This is a genomic window from Flavobacterium sp. DSR3-2 (genome assembly GCF_049896525.1).
In the GTDB taxonomy this organism is placed as follows: domain Bacteria; phylum Bacteroidota; class Bacteroidia; order Flavobacteriales; family Flavobacteriaceae; genus Flavobacterium.
In genome coordinates this window covers 478877-496071 of record NZ_JAFCUM010000002.1, presented here as the reverse complement: position 1 = coordinate 496071, position 17195 = coordinate 478877, and the positions used below count along the sequence as shown (strand labels likewise).

At 33.2% G+C, this 17195-nt stretch carries 15 protein-coding genes; 8 read left to right on the top strand and 7 right to left on the bottom strand.

The window, feature by feature from the left end; all coding sequences use genetic code 11:
- Window positions 1-321: 321 nt before the first annotated feature.
- The gene (locus ACP7AV_RS05700; RefSeq protein ID WP_113665273.1) at window positions 322-549 is read right to left on the bottom strand and encodes a CDGSH iron-sulfur domain-containing protein; all 228 of its coding nucleotides are present in this window, start codon (window positions 547-549) and stop codon (window positions 322-324) included.
- A gap of 261 nt (window positions 550-810) precedes the next feature.
- On the opposite strand from ACP7AV_RS05700, the gene ACP7AV_RS05695 reads away from it, so the two are divergent.
- The 4 genes from ACP7AV_RS05695 to ACP7AV_RS05680 all read left to right on the top strand — a co-directional run bounded on the left by ACP7AV_RS05695 (window position 811) and on the right by ACP7AV_RS05680 (window position 4718).
- Complete coding sequence (locus ACP7AV_RS05695; RefSeq protein ID WP_426091102.1) at window positions 811-2130, top strand: serine hydrolase domain-containing protein; 1320 nt, start codon at window positions 811-813, stop codon at window positions 2128-2130.
- 278 nt (window positions 2131-2408) lie between these two features.
- On the top strand, window positions 2409-3461 hold the full coding sequence (locus ACP7AV_RS05690) for a glycosyltransferase family 9 protein (protein ID WP_426091101.1): 1053 nt from the start codon (window positions 2409-2411) through the stop codon (window positions 3459-3461).
- Window positions 3462-3544: 83 nt separating this feature from the next.
- On the top strand, window positions 3545-4006 hold the full coding sequence (locus tag ACP7AV_RS05685; protein WP_426091100.1) for a VOC family protein: 462 nt from the start codon (window positions 3545-3547) through the stop codon (window positions 4004-4006).
- Window positions 4007-4208: 202 nt separating this feature from the next.
- A complete protein-coding gene (locus ACP7AV_RS05680; RefSeq protein ID WP_426091099.1) occupies window positions 4209-4718 on the top strand; it encodes a pyridoxamine 5'-phosphate oxidase family protein in 510 nt (169 codons plus the stop codon).
- Between the two features lie 63 nt (window positions 4719-4781).
- On the opposite strand, the gene ACP7AV_RS05675 is transcribed toward ACP7AV_RS05680, so the two are convergent.
- The 4 genes from ACP7AV_RS05675 to ACP7AV_RS05660 form a co-directional block, all read right to left on the bottom strand.
- Entirely contained in the window at window positions 4782-6278 is a 1497-nt protein-coding gene (locus tag ACP7AV_RS05675) for a LysM peptidoglycan-binding domain-containing protein (RefSeq protein ID WP_426091098.1), read from the bottom strand.
- Between the two features lie 714 nt (window positions 6279-6992).
- Entirely contained in the window at window positions 6993-9260 is a 2268-nt protein-coding gene (locus ACP7AV_RS05670) for an aconitate hydratase (RefSeq protein ID WP_426091097.1), read from the bottom strand.
- A gap of 273 nt (window positions 9261-9533) precedes the next feature.
- Window positions 9534-10487: an AAA family ATPase gene (locus ACP7AV_RS05665; RefSeq protein ID WP_426064398.1), complete on the bottom strand. Its 954-nt coding sequence runs from the start codon at window positions 10485-10487 to the stop codon at window positions 9534-9536.
- 117 nt (window positions 10488-10604) lie between these two features.
- Window positions 10605-12035, bottom strand: a complete 1431-nt coding sequence (locus ACP7AV_RS05660; RefSeq protein WP_426091096.1) for a peptidylprolyl isomerase — start codon at window positions 12033-12035, stop codon at window positions 10605-10607.
- 1064 nt (window positions 12036-13099) lie between these two features.
- Here ACP7AV_RS05660 and ACP7AV_RS05655 point away from each other — a divergent pair.
- From ACP7AV_RS05655 to ACP7AV_RS05640, 4 genes are all read left to right on the top strand, one after another.
- Window positions 13100-13390 (top strand): hypothetical protein, encoded by a 291-nt coding sequence (locus ACP7AV_RS05655; RefSeq protein ID WP_426091095.1) that lies wholly within the window; start codon window positions 13100-13102, stop codon window positions 13388-13390.
- 147 nt (window positions 13391-13537) lie between these two features.
- A complete protein-coding gene (locus ACP7AV_RS05650) occupies window positions 13538-13660 on the top strand; it encodes a hypothetical protein (protein ID WP_426064401.1) in 123 nt (40 codons plus the stop codon).
- Window positions 13661-13866: 206 nt separating this feature from the next.
- Window positions 13867-14025, top strand: coding sequence for a hypothetical protein (locus ACP7AV_RS05645; protein WP_426064042.1), 159 nt, complete (start codon window positions 13867-13869; stop codon window positions 14023-14025).
- Between the two features lie 327 nt (window positions 14026-14352).
- Window positions 14353-15942 (top strand): peptide chain release factor 3, encoded by a 1590-nt coding sequence (locus tag ACP7AV_RS05640; RefSeq protein ID WP_426091094.1) that lies wholly within the window; start codon window positions 14353-14355, stop codon window positions 15940-15942.
- A 128-nt stretch (window positions 15943-16070) separates the two neighbouring features.
- Here ACP7AV_RS05640 and ACP7AV_RS05635 read toward each other — a convergent pair whose 3' ends face one another.
- Window positions 16071-16433: a hypothetical protein gene (locus ACP7AV_RS05635; RefSeq protein WP_426091093.1), complete on the bottom strand. Its 363-nt coding sequence runs from the start codon at window positions 16431-16433 to the stop codon at window positions 16071-16073.
- 449 nt (window positions 16434-16882) lie between these two features.
- Window positions 16883-17194, bottom strand: a complete 312-nt coding sequence (locus tag ACP7AV_RS05630) for a DUF3467 domain-containing protein (RefSeq protein ID WP_073354716.1) — start codon at window positions 17192-17194, stop codon at window positions 16883-16885.
- Window position 17195 lies beyond the last annotated feature (1 nt).

Below are 17195 nucleotides of genomic sequence, written 5' to 3'. Positions count from 1 at the left end.
TAGTAGTAATTTGAGCACTCATATCATTAAAGTATTGGCAGACAGTAAAAACTATACTGCAGTTAGTATTTATTTTGAGGCTCAATTTACTGCTTTTACATGGATGCTTCGTTGCGTGCAACAGCTAATAATCGCAATTGCTACGATTTCGGTTCGGGAACTTTTATTTTCTTAACCTCTTTTTCGTTAGTGGAGAAAACTATTTCCATACGCCGCAATAGCACATATTTGCGGAACGTTAAACCAAAATTAAAGACCAAAAAAAAAAGCTAAATCCGTAATGATTTAGCTTTTCTTAATTATTCGAATCAGAAAACGATTTTACTTCGTTTTTACTGGTGGCAAGTCAAATGCAGCTGATTCATGCTCAAAACCGTTACGGTGGGAACCATCGCAAAAAGGTTTGTTTGCCGACAATCCACAACGGCAGAGACCTAAAGCCGTTCTTCCTTCTAATCCGTACGTTTTTCCTTCGCAGTCTGTTATTTCGAAATCGCCTTCTATTTTTATAGAACCATTGCGATTGATTGTTAGTTTAGTCTTGCTCATAATGCTATTTATTTATTTTTAAAGTTCAAAGATTGCAAAATATTTCAGGACCATTTTGCATTGCTGCGCTTTTTTTATGGTTTTCAATCGTAATTTACATTAATTCTATTTTGCATAACCCGAAACCTAGGAAATTTGACTTGGCACGGTTGCTCAGAAATACACTCGTTTTTTTACCAACAATCAGCCTATATAATCAAATTACTAAACAAATAATTGACTATTTTTAGAGCTTTAAATCAATTCATTAATCAAACTCTCATGAAAAACAAAATCGCAATCACCCTGTTTTTAGGATTTCTAATTACTACAAGCTATGCTCAAAAAATGAACATCGCCAAACTGGACAGTTTATTTCAGATTTTGGAGGCCAAAGATAAATTTATGGGCAGCATTGCCGTATCACAAAACGGAACGCTACTTTATTCGAAATCCATTGGAATGGATGATATAGAAAGCAATAAAAAAGCAAGTAATTTGTCAAAATACCGTGTGGGTTCGATTTCAAAAATGTTTACTTCAGCATTAGTGTTCAAAGCCATCGAAGATAAAAAACTATCGTTGAAACAAACTATCGAAACTTTTTTCCCAAACATTGAAAATGCAAATAAAATAACCATTAGTAATTTATTAAACCACCGAAGCGGCATTTATAATTTTACCAATGCGCCGGAATACATGAACTACAACACCCAACCAAAATCTGAAAAAGAAATGGTGGAAATAATTGCCAAAGGGAAAAGTATTTTTGAGCCTAACAGCAAAGCCGATTACAGCAACTCCAATTATGTTTTATTGAGTTACATTCTTGAGAAAATATACAAAAAGCCATTTAAAACTATTTTGAACGACAAAATTGTAAAACCCTTAGGCTTAAAAAACACCTATATTGGAGGTAAAATTAACATTCAAAACAACGAAAGCAATTCGTATTCTTTTTCTGAAAAATGGGTAAAAGAAACGGAAACCGATATGTCAATCCCAATGGGAGCTGGCGCAGTGGTTTCTAACCCACAAGATTTGACGCTGTTTATTGAAAAGCTTTTCGCCAACGCCATAATCACCGAAAGTAGTTTGAAGCAAATGACAGCCTTACAAGAAAACTACGGAATGGGGATTTTCCAGTATCCGTTTTATGACAAGAAAAGCTTTGGTCATACCGGAGGAATTGATGAATTCAGATCGACTTTATCTTATTTTCCAGAAGACAAACTAGCTGTTGCTTTAACCTCTAACGGCAAAACTTACGACAATAATGACATTATGATTGCCGCTTTAAGTGCATATTACAACAAACCATTTACAATTCCGACTTTTAAAACTATTGCGCTGAAAAGCGAGGATTTAGACCCATATTTAGGAGAATATTCAGATTCCGGATTTCCGATGAAAATTACAATCACAAAAGAAAATACTAAACTTTTTGCACAAGCAACAGGTCAATCTGCCTTTCCACTAGAACCTACTGAAAAAGATAGTTTCGAATTTATAACGGCAGGAATAAAATTAGAATTTAAACCAAATGAAAAGCAGATGATTTTAGAACAAGGCGGTGGAAAATTTACTTTGACGAAAAAATAAAAAGAATTTCGCAAGCGCCTATATGCACAAGAATCCTATCGCGTACCTTTTGCTAAATTTTGTATGTTCTAGTCATTCAAACGAAATGTTTTTCAGCGGCACACAAGATTGGATTATAATAAAGGACGCAAACCACGATATTTCGATGTATATTGTACATTTGTCGAGACGAAGTACACCTTAGATTGTGAATATACTTTAAAGCTAAAAGCAGTAACAATCATCATCAGATTCATTTTTAAACAAAAAAAATCAATTGTAAATCCTATTTTATAAGCATGAGTATCTTAAAAAAAGTAAATGTATTTCGAAGAATTGTAACACATGGATTAACCAAAAACATTGGCAGTTCACAAAAAAATTACAAAATAGATTTAACTCAAAAAATCGAGATAAAAAGGGTTTTAATATCCAGACCTAATCACAGGCTGGGCAATTTATTACTCATTACGCCACTGGTACAAGATGTAATCACAACTTTTCCGGACTGTAAAATTGACTTGTTTGTAAAAGGTGGTTTAGCGCCAATTGTATTTAAAAATTACACGAACATCAATTACATAATTGAACTTCCCAAAAAACCTTTTAAAGACTTAATTGATTATTTTAAGGTTTGGCTAAAAATTAAAAAGCAAAAATATGACATCGTCATAAATGTAGATAAAAACTCATCATCCGGGCGATTATCGGCACAATTTGCTGACGCCAAATACAAATTTTTTGGAGAAGTGGATGAAAACATGCCATTGAAATACAACGATTATGAGCACATTGCAAAATATCCCGTTTATGAATTCAGAAGCTTTTTAACCAAATTAGGTTTTCCTGAAAATGAAAATCCTGTACCATCCTTAGACCTAAAATTGACTGTTTCGGAAATAAATGAAGGTCAAAATATAGTAAAAGGCCTTACTAAAAATGAGAAAGAAACCATTTGTATATTTACTTATGCAACTTCTGATAAATGCTATTCAACTACTTGGTGGGAAGAATTTTACGAACGATTGAAAACAGAATACCAAGATTATAATATTATTGAAATCTTACCAGTTGAAAATATTTCACAAATAGATTTTAAGGCAACTACTTTTTACAGTAAAGATGTTCGAGAAATTGCCTCCGTAATTGCGAACACTATACTTTTTATTGGTGCGGACAGCGGAATAATGCATTTAGCTAGTGCTGCAAAAACACCTACAATTGGACTTTTTTCACGTCAAAATATAAACATGTATAAACCGTACAACAATAATAGCGTAGCTATAGATACGAATACTGGCGATAAAGAAGACTGGGTTAAAACAATAAAGGCCGTAATTGCTAAAGTGTGATTACTGATCGAAAATAAAATTTAAGCGAAATAATTTAATGTAAAAAAGCAAATAATAAAACCACTTAATTATAATTTAATAACATGAAAACAAAATTTTTAATCCCTGTATTATTCGCCTGCATTTGTACCGGAAACCTTTGGGGACAAAGTCAAGATAACTTTACTTTAAAATTAGATCACATGGCGCTTTCAGTAAAAAATCTGGAAAAATCAGTTGCGTTTTATAAAAATGTTTTGAAACTTTCAGAAATTACCAACGGTACCAAAAAGGAAGGCATTCGATGGGTTTCTTTAGGAGAGGGAAAAGAATTGCACCTTGTTTCTACTATTAAAGAACCCGTTACTATAAACAAAGCGGTTCATTTGGCTTTTAAAGTCACTCATTTTGATTCATTGATACAAGTATTGAAATCCCAAAATATTATGTATTCTGACTGGCCGGGAACACTTTATAAAATCACTGTTCGCGCGGATGGGATCAAACAAATCTACCTTCAGGATCCTGATGGATACTGGATTGAGATTAATAGCGATGAGAAATAATATATTTTTTTTCAAAACTATTAACATCGTCCCATACTACCATTTTTAAGCATTTCAATTCGCGCTCACAACTTTTTTTCAATAAAAAATCTGCGAAAAATGAAACTTTTGTATTAAATTATGTAATAGATTTTGCTGTTTTGTCTCTTAACTTCGTAAAACAAATTTAAAATGTATTTCCATAAAAATAAAAATCAGGATCATGAGTGATAAAGCAAATGAGCACACAGTTGAAGGAATAGAAAAACTTAGAAGTCTGGTTGAGGAAATCAATACCTGTCTTTTTTGTACCAATCTCAAAACTAATGATGGAGCAACCACCAGACCAATGGGAGCCGTAAAAGTATGTGATGAAGGGAATATTTGGTTTTTCAGCCAAAAAGACAGCGATAAAAACAAAGAAGTAGAGCAAGATTCTAATGTTCAATTGTTTTTTGCACATCCTGGCAAAGGAAGTTATATGGTTGTGAATGGTGAAGCGACAATTACAACTGACCGTGAAAAAATAGAGGAACTTTGGTCTCCAGTAGTAAATATATGGTTTAAAGATGGTAAAAATGACCCTAACATTTCTCTCATAAAAGTAAAACCGACGAGTGCTTACTATTGGGACACGGACGGTAATCAAATGATTAATTTTCTAAAAATGGCTGCCTCTGTTGCAACAGGCAATAATTATATAAGTGGAACTGAGGGAGAAATAAAAATATAAATAAACAAAAACGGGCTAAATGTTGGAGGGTTTTTGTAAGTAAATTGTCAAATTTTTGAAAAATTATTGTAATACTCTGTTGATTTGAGAGAAATTTTTTTGATAATATTTTTCTTTTGTGGAAGAAATAATAACTCCATTACTCACCGAGGAGTGAATGAATTTAATTTCATCTTCACAAACTTCAACTACCATTCCTACATGATTAATCCGATTTCTGCCATTTGTTTTAAAGAAAATCAAATCACCTTTTTTAGCTTCTTGCGTATTAACTACAGTACCAATACTGGATTGTTCACGAGATGTTCTTGGTAATTTAATATCAAATGCTCCAAAAGTAGTACACATTAAACCAGAGCAGTCAAATCCAGATTTTGTAGTTCCACCTGTGCGGTACCGTGAACCTATATTTTCAGACGCACGTTCTATCAACTGGTCTAAAAATTCATGACTGAACGTAGGAGTAACTGAATTATTAAAATCGATTTTGGAAATTTCTAAGGTTGTACTATTTCTTGAATCCGCACTTACAATTGCATCGTTATTGCTAATTATATTATTTGCTCGGATATTCAATGTGTAACCTACCGGAAGATTGTTTTTGACTTCAGGATTTTGTTTTTCTAATTCCTGAACTGTAATTCCGTATTGTTTTGCGATAGCATATTTAGTTTCTTTAGGTAGCACCTCACGGATAATTGTCTGTGATAAATTATTTTGAGATGTTTCGTTTTGAGAAACTAAATTAGTTACTGTTTGCTGCAAATCGGAAGATTTTGAAACTAAAGCTTCTTCTAATTTTGGCGTAATTGCTGGAAGTGTAGCAACAATTTTTGAAGTAATTTCAGGAAATTCTTTAGATTCTTGTGCTGCTAAAACTATTTTAGTGCTTTCTAAAAAAGGTCCCGGAATATTAATTTTCTGACCAACTCTAAGCGCTTTTACTCCTATTCCCGGATTCGCTTTATCAAATTCCTTAATCGTGATTCCGTATTTTTTTGTGATGGAATACTTGGTTTCTTTTGGCAACACTTCCCAAGTAGATGTTTCTGGACTTGAAGTTGGAGTTTCGACTGATAAAGAAGCAGTAGCTAATTCTTTTTTGGTTTCGGTTTGTTTTGCAACTGCTGAAGTTTTGGCTTCCGTCACAATAGCGTTGTCGGGAATATTTATTTTTTGACCAATTTTTAATTCTGAAGAAGCGAGTGTCGGATTGACTTGGTTTAATTCTTTAACGGAGATTCCGTATTGTTTTGCGATTCCGTAAAGGGTTTCTTTGGGTTGAACTTCGTGTTCTTTAGCGGAATGTTTTATTGCAATCTTGGTTTTATCAGTAGTCTTTTTTGTGGAAGCAATGGGAATTAATAAAACAGAATTGAGTTTTAAAAGCTTCTTGGCATTGGGATTTAATTTAAAAATAGCGCTTTGTTTAACTTCATATTTCTCAGCGATACTCGATATTGTTTCCCCTTTTGTTATAGTGTGTTTTGTGGTTTTTTCCTGTGAAAAAAGAACGATACTATTTAAAAAAATTAATGTTACTATTACTCTTAAACTCATATTCATTTATTTCAAATTACTTACCCCATTGTATTCTTCCTAGCGATTTCGGGATATAATTATTAAATTTCGCTTAGGCTTGCACTTTTATTATTTTATTCTATAAAACATAAAAAATCTTAATCTCTTTTGTAAAAAGAGGGAAGTAATATGTGCGTTTTATTATTTTGTTGATTTTTTTGTTAAAATTGCAAAAGCAATTTACAACATAACGCAAGACAATTGTAATTATGTTTGCGCAGAAAATAAATTATAGGAACAGAATCGATTAATATACCAATTCAATAAAATTTCAATAATAATTTTATTTTTCTTGATTGCTAATTTAAACTATAATATCAAAAAACGCTCTTTTTTTTTTACTTTTAACGTTATTTTCATTTATTCGCTTCTTTTTTTGATTAATTCTAATCATTTTCAATTGAAAACTATTCTCTATTGAAAAATCATTTTTTTTGTACAATTGTGATTTATAGGTGAATTTTTAGTTCCGGCTTAGCCCTGATAAAAGTGGAAAGCCTTATGAAGCAGAATTGCTTATTTTTCCTGAGAAAAAAAAGCGACTGAAAGAAGCTCTTTATTTATCTTGGAAAAAAGCAATTGAGCGAAAAAGCTTGAAACGGTGAGCAGGAAATAGCTCCTAAAATAAATTGCAATTGAAACAAAAAACTCCCAAGTTTCCTTGAGAGTTTTAAAAATAAATTATTTAAATGCTTATGCTTTTCCAGCAGCAGCAATCAAGTTTAATGCTGAACCAGCAACGAACCAACCGATTTGCCCTTCATTATACGTGTGGTTTGCCAAAATAATATCTTTAGTTCCATCAGCGTGAATGAATTCTAATGTTAATGGTTTTCCTGGAGCAAAATCAATTAAATCAGTGAAGTTGATCGTATCATCTTCCTGAATTTTATCATAATCTGCTTCGGTAGCAAACGTCAATCCTAAAAGACCTTGTTTTTTAAGGTTTGTTTCATGGATACGAGCAAATGATTTTACCAATACAGCTTTCACACCTAAGAAACGAGGTTCCATTGCGGCATGCTCACGGGAAGATCCTTCCCCGTAGTTATGATCTCCAACAACAATTGAAGGAACGCCAGCTGCTTTGTAAGCACGTGCTACAGCAGGAACTGCATCATAAGTACCAGTCAACTGATTTTTAACTGTATTTGGTTTTTGGTTGAATGCATTGATAGCACCAATCAACATATTATTAGAAATATTATCTAAATGTCCACGGAAACGCAACCATGGTCCAGCCATAGAAATGTGATCTGTTGTACATTTTCCGAAAGCTTTGATAAGCAATTTAGCATTTGTGATGTTTTTTCCATCCCAAGGCAAGAAAGGAGCTAACAATTGCAATCTTTCAGAAGTTTCGCTCACTGTAACCTGAATACCTGAACCGTCTTCGGCTGGAGCTTGAAAACCTGGGTCTTCAGCATCAAAACCTTTTGGAGGCAATTCATTTCCTGTTGGAGCGTCCAGTTTTACTTCTTCTCCATTTTCATTGATTAACGTATCTGTCAATGGATTGAAACCTAGATCTCCAGCAATTGCTAAAGCGGTTACCAACTCAGGTGAACCTACAAAAGCCAACGTATTTGGATTCCCATCAGCACGTTTTGAGAAGTTACGGTTGAAAGAGTGAACGATTGTGTTGCGTTCTTCTTTTTCAGCTCCTTCTCTGTCCCACATTCCGATACATGGTCCGCAAGCGTTGGCAAAAACAGTTGCTCCCATTTTATCGAAAATATCGATAAATCCGTCACGTTCTATCGTATAACGCACTACTTCAGAACCTGGAGTAATGGTAAATTGAGATTTTATTTTTAAATTTTTATCGGTAACTTGTTTAGCCAAAGAAGCTGCACGAGCGATATCCTCGTAAGAAGAGTTCGTACAAGAACCAATCAAACCAACTTCGATTTTCAAAGGCCAGTTGTTTTTGATTGCTTCCTCTTTCATTTTAGAAATTGGAGTCGCTAAATCTGGCGTATAAGGACCGTTTAAATGAGGCTCTAATTCGTCCAAGTTGATTTCGATAACTTGATCAAAATACAATTCTGGATTCGCATATACTTCAGCATCACCTGTTAAGTAAGGAGCAATTTTATCAGCTGCATCAGCAACATCAGCTCTGTTCGTTGAACGTAAATAACGGCTCATAGAATCGTCATAACCAAATGTAGAAGTGGTAGCACCAATTTCGGCACCCATATTACAGATAGTTCCTTTTCCAGTACAAGACATAGAAGTAGCTCCTTCACCAAAATATTCAACGATAGCTCCTGTTCCACCTTTTACAGTAAGAATTCCTGCGACTTTAAGGATTACGTCTTTTGGAGCTGTCCAACCTGAAAGTTTTCCAGTCAATTTTACTCCAATTAATTTAGGGAACTTTAATTCCCAAGCCATTCCCGACATAACATCAACAGCATCAGCACCACCTACACCAATTGCTACCATTCCTAAACCACCTGCATTTACAGTGTGAGAATCGGTACCAATCATCATTCCACCTGGAAAAGCATAATTTTCAAGAACCACTTGGTGAATAATACCTGCTCCTGGTTTCCAGAAACCAATTCCGTACTTATTTGATACTGACGAAAGAAATTCAAACACTTCATTACTTTGCGTTTTTGCTCTGGCCAAATCGGTTACAGCATCAACTTTAGCTTGAATCAAGTGATCACAATGCACCGTCGTAGGAACAGCCACTTTAGATTTTCCGGCATGCATGAATTGCAACAATGCCATTTGAGCCGTTGCATCTTGACAAGCAACTCTGTCTGGTGCAAAATCAACATAATCTGCACCCCTTGTAAAAGCTTGAGACGGCATTCCATCCCAAAGGTGATTGTACAAAATTTTCTCTGTTAAAGTAAGTGGACGCCCAACAATTTCGCGTGCTTTATCAACACGGGTTGTCATGTTGTCGTACACTTTTTTAATCATTTCAATATCAAAAGCCATAATGTGTAGGGATTGTTTGTTATATGTAGTGCAAATTTAAGTATTTAAGATGAGAATTAAAAAGAATTTAATGAAACTCACCTTTCTAAAAATTATTATTATAAAAAAACCGATTTCACTGCATTAAATTGAGAAAATAATAGATTTTCGATATAATTTTAAATAATTGACAATTTAGAATCCTTTTTTTAACAAAATCTAAATTATACTTCTTTTAAAAACATTCAAAAACCCCTTAGCTATATCGATTTCTTTCAACTAATTTAGGAAGGATTAAAGCAACTTATCAATGATCATTTCTTCGGTAATTCCTTCGGCATCGGCTTTATAGTTTTTAATAATTCGATGACGCAAAATACCAGTTGCCACGGCTTTAACATCTTCTATATCCGGAGAAAATTTTCCGTTAAAAGCAGCATTTGCTTTGGCTGCCAAAATCAAATTTTGCGATGCTCTCGGTCCTGCTCCCCAGTCGATATAATTTTTCACAAACTCATTTGACAATGAATTATCAGGGCGGGTCTTACTCACTAATGTTACCGCATATTCAATTACATTGTCAGCCACAGGAATTCTACGGATCAAATGTTGAAAATCAATTATTTCCTGAGCAGTGAACAAAGGATTTATCGTGTTTTGTATATCCGAAGTAGTTTGTTTCACCACTTGAACTTCTTCTGCAAAAGAAGGATATTCCAGTTTTATCGCAAACATAAAGCGATCTAATTGGGCCTCAGGCAGCGGATAAGTACCTTCCTGCTCAATAGGATTTTGAGTTGCCAAAACAAAATAAGGTAAATCTAATTTATAATTTTCACCTGCGATAGTAACGGAACGCTCCTGCATGGCTTCTAGTAAAGCAGCCTGCGTTTTTGGAGGCGTACGGTTAATCTCGTCTGCCAGAACAATATTCGAAAAAATAGGTCCTTTTATAAATTTGAAATGACGGTTTTCATCCAATATTTCACTTCCTAATATATCTGAAGGCATCAAATCTGGCGTAAACTGAATTCTTTTAAAATTAAGTCCCAATGCTTGTGCCAGCGTATTTACCATCAATGTTTTAGCCAATCCGGGAACACCTACCAATAAAGCATGACCACCAGAAAAAATACAAAGTAAGATTTGATCTACCACTACATCCTGACCTACAATGATTTTTGCGATTTCTTTTTTCAGCTCGTTCCTTTTTTGAACTAAATTATGTATTGCTGCTACGTCTGACATGTATGATGTATTTAAAATTAAAAAGAGTTAGCATTATGAAATCATAAAACTAACTCTTTTTATTTATTTAACGAAAACTTTTTTATTGCTAATCAACCCTCAAGGGTAAAAAGAATTCTATTTTTTAAGCCAATTATTGGTAAAAGTACAATCTCTATATTCACCAATAATTTTAACATATGTTTCTTTTATTTTCTCATCAAACCATTTGCCAATAGCAGTAATTCGTTTGTCTTTCAAAGCCAATTCTTTAATTTTGATGTAATCTTTAGCATAATCTGCTGCATGCTCATCAATTCTGTTGGTTACGGTAATTAATTTGAATTTTTTCTTTCCTTCTTCTCCTTGGTCTAAAATTGGAACCGAAATTTCATTTTCTTTTAAATTAGAAACCTGACTGTAAAATGCAGGATCCATTTTGGTCATTTCAAAACGCGTATCCTGCGTTTGTGGATTAATTAGCGCACCACCATTCGCTCTTGTTTCTTTTTCATCAGATAATGTTCTGGCTGCTTCCGCAAAAGTAATTTCCTTGTCTTCGATTCTTTTTTTAATCAAAGTTACTTTTTCTTTCGCTTCATTTAGAGCCGTTTCAGTTACTGTTGGAGACAATAATATATGACGCAATTCAACTTCTTGTCCTTTTATCTTTTCTATGTAAATAATGTGGTACCCAAAATCCGTTTCAAAAGGAGCTGAAATTTCACCCTCTGCTAAACTAAAAGCAACGTCTTTGAATTCTTTTACAAATGGTGTTTTACGGTTCATCTTGTAGAATCCCCCATTTGACCTAGATCCTGGGTCTTGCGAATACAAAACTGCTTTCGTTGAAAAACTGGAACCTTCTTCTATTTCTTTTTTAAAACCATTCAATCTGTCAATCACTTTTTGCTTGTCCTCTGCAGAAACTTTAGGAGTAACAACAATTTGCGATACTTCTAATTCCACGCCAAAGAATGGAAGATCATCTTTTGGAATTGTTTTGAAATAATTACGAACCTCTTCAGGAGTAATTTCTACAGCATCAACAATTTTCTTTTGCATTTCTGATGTCAACTTCCCTTCCTTTAAAATATCAGAGAAATAAGTTCTAAATTCTTCCTCAGAATCCTTTTTGTAAAATTGCACCACTTTTTCCATAGAGCCGATTTTCTCTATCATGTAGTTCAAACGGTCTTCCAACATACCTTTCACCTCGGCATCAGTAACTACAATACTGTCCTGAATCGCCTGATGCGCATATAATTTATCTTCTAATAATTTCCCTAACATCTGGCATCTTGTAATGTCTTTTACAGATCCGCCTCCAGCTGAAATTTCAAGATACGACTTGTCAATATCTGAATCTAAAATAATGTAATCGCCAACAGTGGCAATAACGCCGTCTATTTTTTGTTTTCCAGTTGACTGAATTTTTTTAATCGGGGCAACCACTGAGTCCTTAATAATTTCTTGCGCACTTGTTATAACGCCCGTAAAAAGCAAAAGGAAAAAAGTAAGTGCAATTTTATTATTAATGAATTTCATTTGTATTTTATTTATTGGCATTGTTATAATTTGTATTGATTGTAAAACATTCCTATTCCGTTATCTTTTAACCTCTTTGTAAAAAACCAAATAATTTTTGCAAATATACACTTTAAGAATAAAAAATGGAATTGAATTTTATAATACAATTCTCCTTGATTCTTTAAATTTAAAACGAACAAAAATAGCAATTCAATTACACAATACAAGTTTCCTAACTACTATTAACAAAAAATTATATACGCTTTTATTTATTGACTTCTTAAGTTCCTAAACCATCAAGATACTGAATGTTAAATGAAAAAAAAGTTAGAGACTGATTGCAGTTTCTTGAATCTCGACTGCATAAATTTTGGACTATTTTTTTTTAGTTATTTCTAATTTTACTACAAATATTTTCTCTTTGCAATATTCTTTTTAACACAAAAAAAGACCTAAATTTTAAAAATCTAATACCTCGACGCTTTAAATCCTCAAAAAAGATTTCAGAATTCTCATTAACAGCCCTTTATTTTAAAATATTGTAAATACTACAACGTTTCCGGAAAGAAAGAAAATAGTTCCGACAACCGTCTTGTAAGAATGCATAAAAAGTTGCTGTTTTATCCAAAAAATAAAAATAAAAAACAAACGTAGGGCAATTGTAAATACTGTTTATTTTGTTTTCAAACGTAAACAAGTTCATAAACAAAAGAGAAACAAATTAATTATGTTTTACCTTAATTGATAAAACCCAACATCTATTAATTAACCTAAATTACTTTATTTGAAAAAACAAATTTTAAAAGCTTCCCTACTAACTAACCACGGTACTTATAGGCCTTTACTTGTGTAATTCAAATGATGATCTCACAACCAATTATACAGAAGCGGTTGGACAATTTAAAGTTACAAACATTATAAAGCACGATGGACGTTCATGCAACGTGTACAAACAAACCTTACAGCAAATGGAAAATATATGGTAAATCCGCGTGGTGGCGTTATGGCGAAAGCTTTATATTGGCATGTCACAGCGTGGGGAACGTGGTAGAATACCACTAGCTCAAAAATAATTACCTAGTCAAAATATCGGTATTGGTTTCATGTGGCTTCCTCCAGTTTCAAAACCTCAAAACGGACCGGTTACTATAGGTAAAGATGCGAGTGATTATTTCGATTTTGGAAATTACAATCAAAATGGATCAATAGAAACCAGATTTGATTGCAGTAAGGAGTTATTAAGCTTAATCACAAAAGTATATAAGGAAAACATCCAGGTCAACGCTAATGTAGTCCTGAGCCGCAACATTGGCGGAAAATTAGAAAACAATTCATTTATAGAAACACAAACGTACACTAATTTTACCGCTGTCGTTTTTGGAAAATATAAATAAAATAGAAGTAATTTTTATAAAAATTCTTATGGGAGTAATGATTAAGGCGCTTTTGGAGGATTTTTAAATTAAGCACATGTAGTTCCAAATATACAAGACGGGCTTTGGAAAAGAGCAGACCGAGTAGGTAATTAGTGTAAAAATACAATGAAATTTGATGGCTGGAGATTTGATTACGCAAAAGTTTTTGCTCTTTGGATTATCAAAGACTGGAACGCAAACGTCGGTGGTTTGTTGGTTACCGAATGCGGTAATCCAACGTCAACATAATAAACGACTGGTATAATAATACCAACAGTTCAATTTTTAATTTTGCCTGTTATTTAAAAATGAATGATGCCTTTGATGCTAATAATCTTAAGCGTTTACATGATGATATGATGGGAAAAAGATTTAGCTTAAGTTTATATCTTGACATATGAAGGATATCCAACACTATTTTATCGCACTGCGAAGGATGGCTGAACAAAACAAAAATGAACAATCTAATCCGGATTCATAGTAATGAAGCTATCGGGAAAACATCAATTTTGTGTAGCGATTCCGATAAAAATATTGTTCGCAGAAATGGGAATAATGAAAACCTTGTTTTAATGTTTTACATTAACAATTCCTTATCATTTCAAGAAAGATAGATTCAAACGAATTGGTTCGATGCTAAAATCAAAGAATTCATTGTAAATTCAATTTGGTTGCAAACAAATCAAGCAGAAAAACGGGTAAAAATTTAGTGTAAACCAAACGGATATTCTTTTTAGTCAATCAAAATGTAATCCGATAACATTATTAAGGCTGTCTGTACAGGTAAGCTTACGTTTTTTCTCTAGTTTTAAATTTGGACATTCGATGCTTGACTCAAATTAACAGAATTCAATTGACAAAACTCGCATACTCCATTTAGACTGTACAATTTTTTCAAATGGCGTTTATAAATAGTACTTTTGCAAACTATTTATACAAATATGGGCTTTTTAGAAGAAATACAACGCAGAAGAACTTTCGGGATTATCTCACATCCTGATGCCGGAAAAACAACACTTACTGAAAAACTCCTCCTTTTTGGTGGTGCAATTCAGGAAGCAGGTGCTGTAAAAAACAACAAAATAAAAAAAGGCGCTACCAGTGACTTTATGGAAATTGAACGCCAAAGAGGAATTTCGGTTTCTACTTCGGTTTTAGCGTTTAATTATAAAGACAAGAAAATAAACATTCTCGATACTCCGGGACACAAGGATTTTGCCGAAGATACTTTTAGAACTTTGACTGCTGTTGATAGTGTTATAGTTGTAATTGACGTTGCCAAAGGTGTTGAGGAACAAACAGAGAAATTGGTGGCCGTTTGTAGGATGCGAAAAATTCCTATTATTGTATTCATCAATAAATTAGACCGAGAAGGAAAAGACGCTTTTGACTTGATGGATGAAGTGGAACAAAAACTGGGTTTAAAGGTCACTCCGCTAAGTTTCCCGATAGGAATGGGTTATGATTTTCAAGGAATTTATAATTTATGGGAACAAAATATCAACTTATTTAGTGGCGACAGCCGTAAAAATATTGAAGAAACAATTGCTTTCTCTGATGTTGAAAATCCAGAATTAGAGAAAATTATTGGTCAAAAACCTGCTGACAGATTACGTGAAGAATTAGAACTGATAGATGAAGTATATCCAAAATTTGATCGTCAGGATTATTTGGACGGAAAACTACAACCTGTATTTTTTGGTTCTGCTTTAAATAATTTTGGAGTTAGAGAATTATTGGATTGTTTTGTTCAAATTGCCCCTTCACCAAGACCAAAAGATTCTGAAACACGACTAGTAAATCCTAAGGAAGAAAAAATGACTGGATTTGTTTTTAAAATCCATGCTAATATGGATCCAAAACACAGAGACCGTCTCGCTTTCATAAAAATTGTATCTGGAACTTTCGAAAGAAACAAACCGTATTATCACGTACGGCAAAAAAAGAATTTAAAATTCTCCAGTCCAAATGCTTTTTTTGCTGAAAAGAAAGAAATCGTCGACATCTCCTATCCTGGTGATATTGTTGGTTTACATGACACTGGAAATTTCAAAATCGGGGATACGTTAACGGAAGGAGAAATCATGAGTTTCAAAGGAATTCCAAGTTTCTCACCCGAACATTTCCGATATATTAATAACGCAGATCCGATGAAAGCCAAACAACTGGACAAAGGAATTGATCAGTTGATGGACGAAGGTGTTGCGCAATTATTCACTTTGGAAATGAACAACAGAAAAATCATTGGAACAGTTGGTGCACTTCAATATGAGGTTATCCAATATCGTTTAGAACATGAATATGGCGCCAAATGTACCTATGAAAACTTTCCCGTGCATAAAGCATGTTGGGTAAAACCAAACGATCTAAAAAGTGAAGAATTTAAAGAATTTAGAAGAATCAAACAAAAATTCTTGGCGCATGATAAATACGGACAATTAGTATTTTTAGCTGATTCTGATTTTACGATTCAAATGACGCAAAATAAGTACCCAAATGTGAAATTATATTTTACTTCGGAATTTGAATAGTTTTAAGTAAAAAAAATAATTTTTGGATGACAATATGTTTTTTAAAAATTAAAGTAAAAAAACTGCACAAAAAAAACGCTAACTTAAAAATTAGCGTTTTTTTTATGTCTTTTAAAAATGGATTTGCATTAAGCGACCATACTCTCCAAGTTCACTGCTTTTTTCAAAAAAGCTTTGATTAACAAACGATTTGGTGCTGTTCCTGAAGTAATAACTTGTTTTTTGGTATTTGTTCCTTCAGAATATATTGTACTGTTTGGATCTTGTTTAGAACCCATAAACCATAATACAAAGTTCATAGTATTTGAAGTAGAAACTGTTGAAACATTATCCTGTCTGGTAGCACTATCTGTTACTTCAATTGTGTTTATATCAGCTAGATTTTTCGTAGTTTGTGCAAAAGTAAAAGTATTAGATACTAAGATAAAAACAAATAACATGAAGCCATTCAATGCGACTTTCTTATTTGCTTTTAAAGAAAAATATTTCATTACGTTTCGTTTTTATAGTGTAAACAGAATTTATTTATCTATTTCGAGTGCGAAAGTATATTATTCATAAGCCATCTAGAAATATTTTCGATGAAGCGCCATTATAATCGTTTAAAGTACAAATTTGTTGTTTACACCGAAGATTTAGTAGTGAATTAATGTTGTCACACTACATAAACACCGAAATTTAGAGCGGTACGATATGGGAGAACCCGGGCAATATCTAAGTATTAACTGAATGAATAGTACAATAGTTAATTTAACACTTATTGGTAAGTGCTAAATTAAAAAGGATGTACAAACTTATATTTAATTTGTATACAGTTGAAAAATCATTTCGAATAACGTGTGTGTCAAATTTTAAAAAATTGAAAAGCATCAACAATTTGTCTCATTCAAGTATAGCTTATCAATAAAAAAGGCTCCATTTCTGGAGCCTTTTAAAAATATTATGCTTGTCCCGCAGGACCAAAATTAAGCGGAATCGGAGCTTGTTCAGTGTCTTTTATTTCGCCATGAGCGACTTCAAAACGATGAATATTTTCTCCAATTGCTTTCAGCAATCTTTTAGCATGTTGCGGCGTCAAGACGATTCTTGATTTCACCTTTGCTTTAGGAATACCTGGCATGATACTTACAAAATCTAAAACAAACTCTGATGATGAGTGATTAATTATTGCTAAGTTGGAATAAATTCCTTCTGCAATTTTTTCATCCAACTCAATATTAATCTGCTCTTGTTGTTGATTAGAATTACTCATC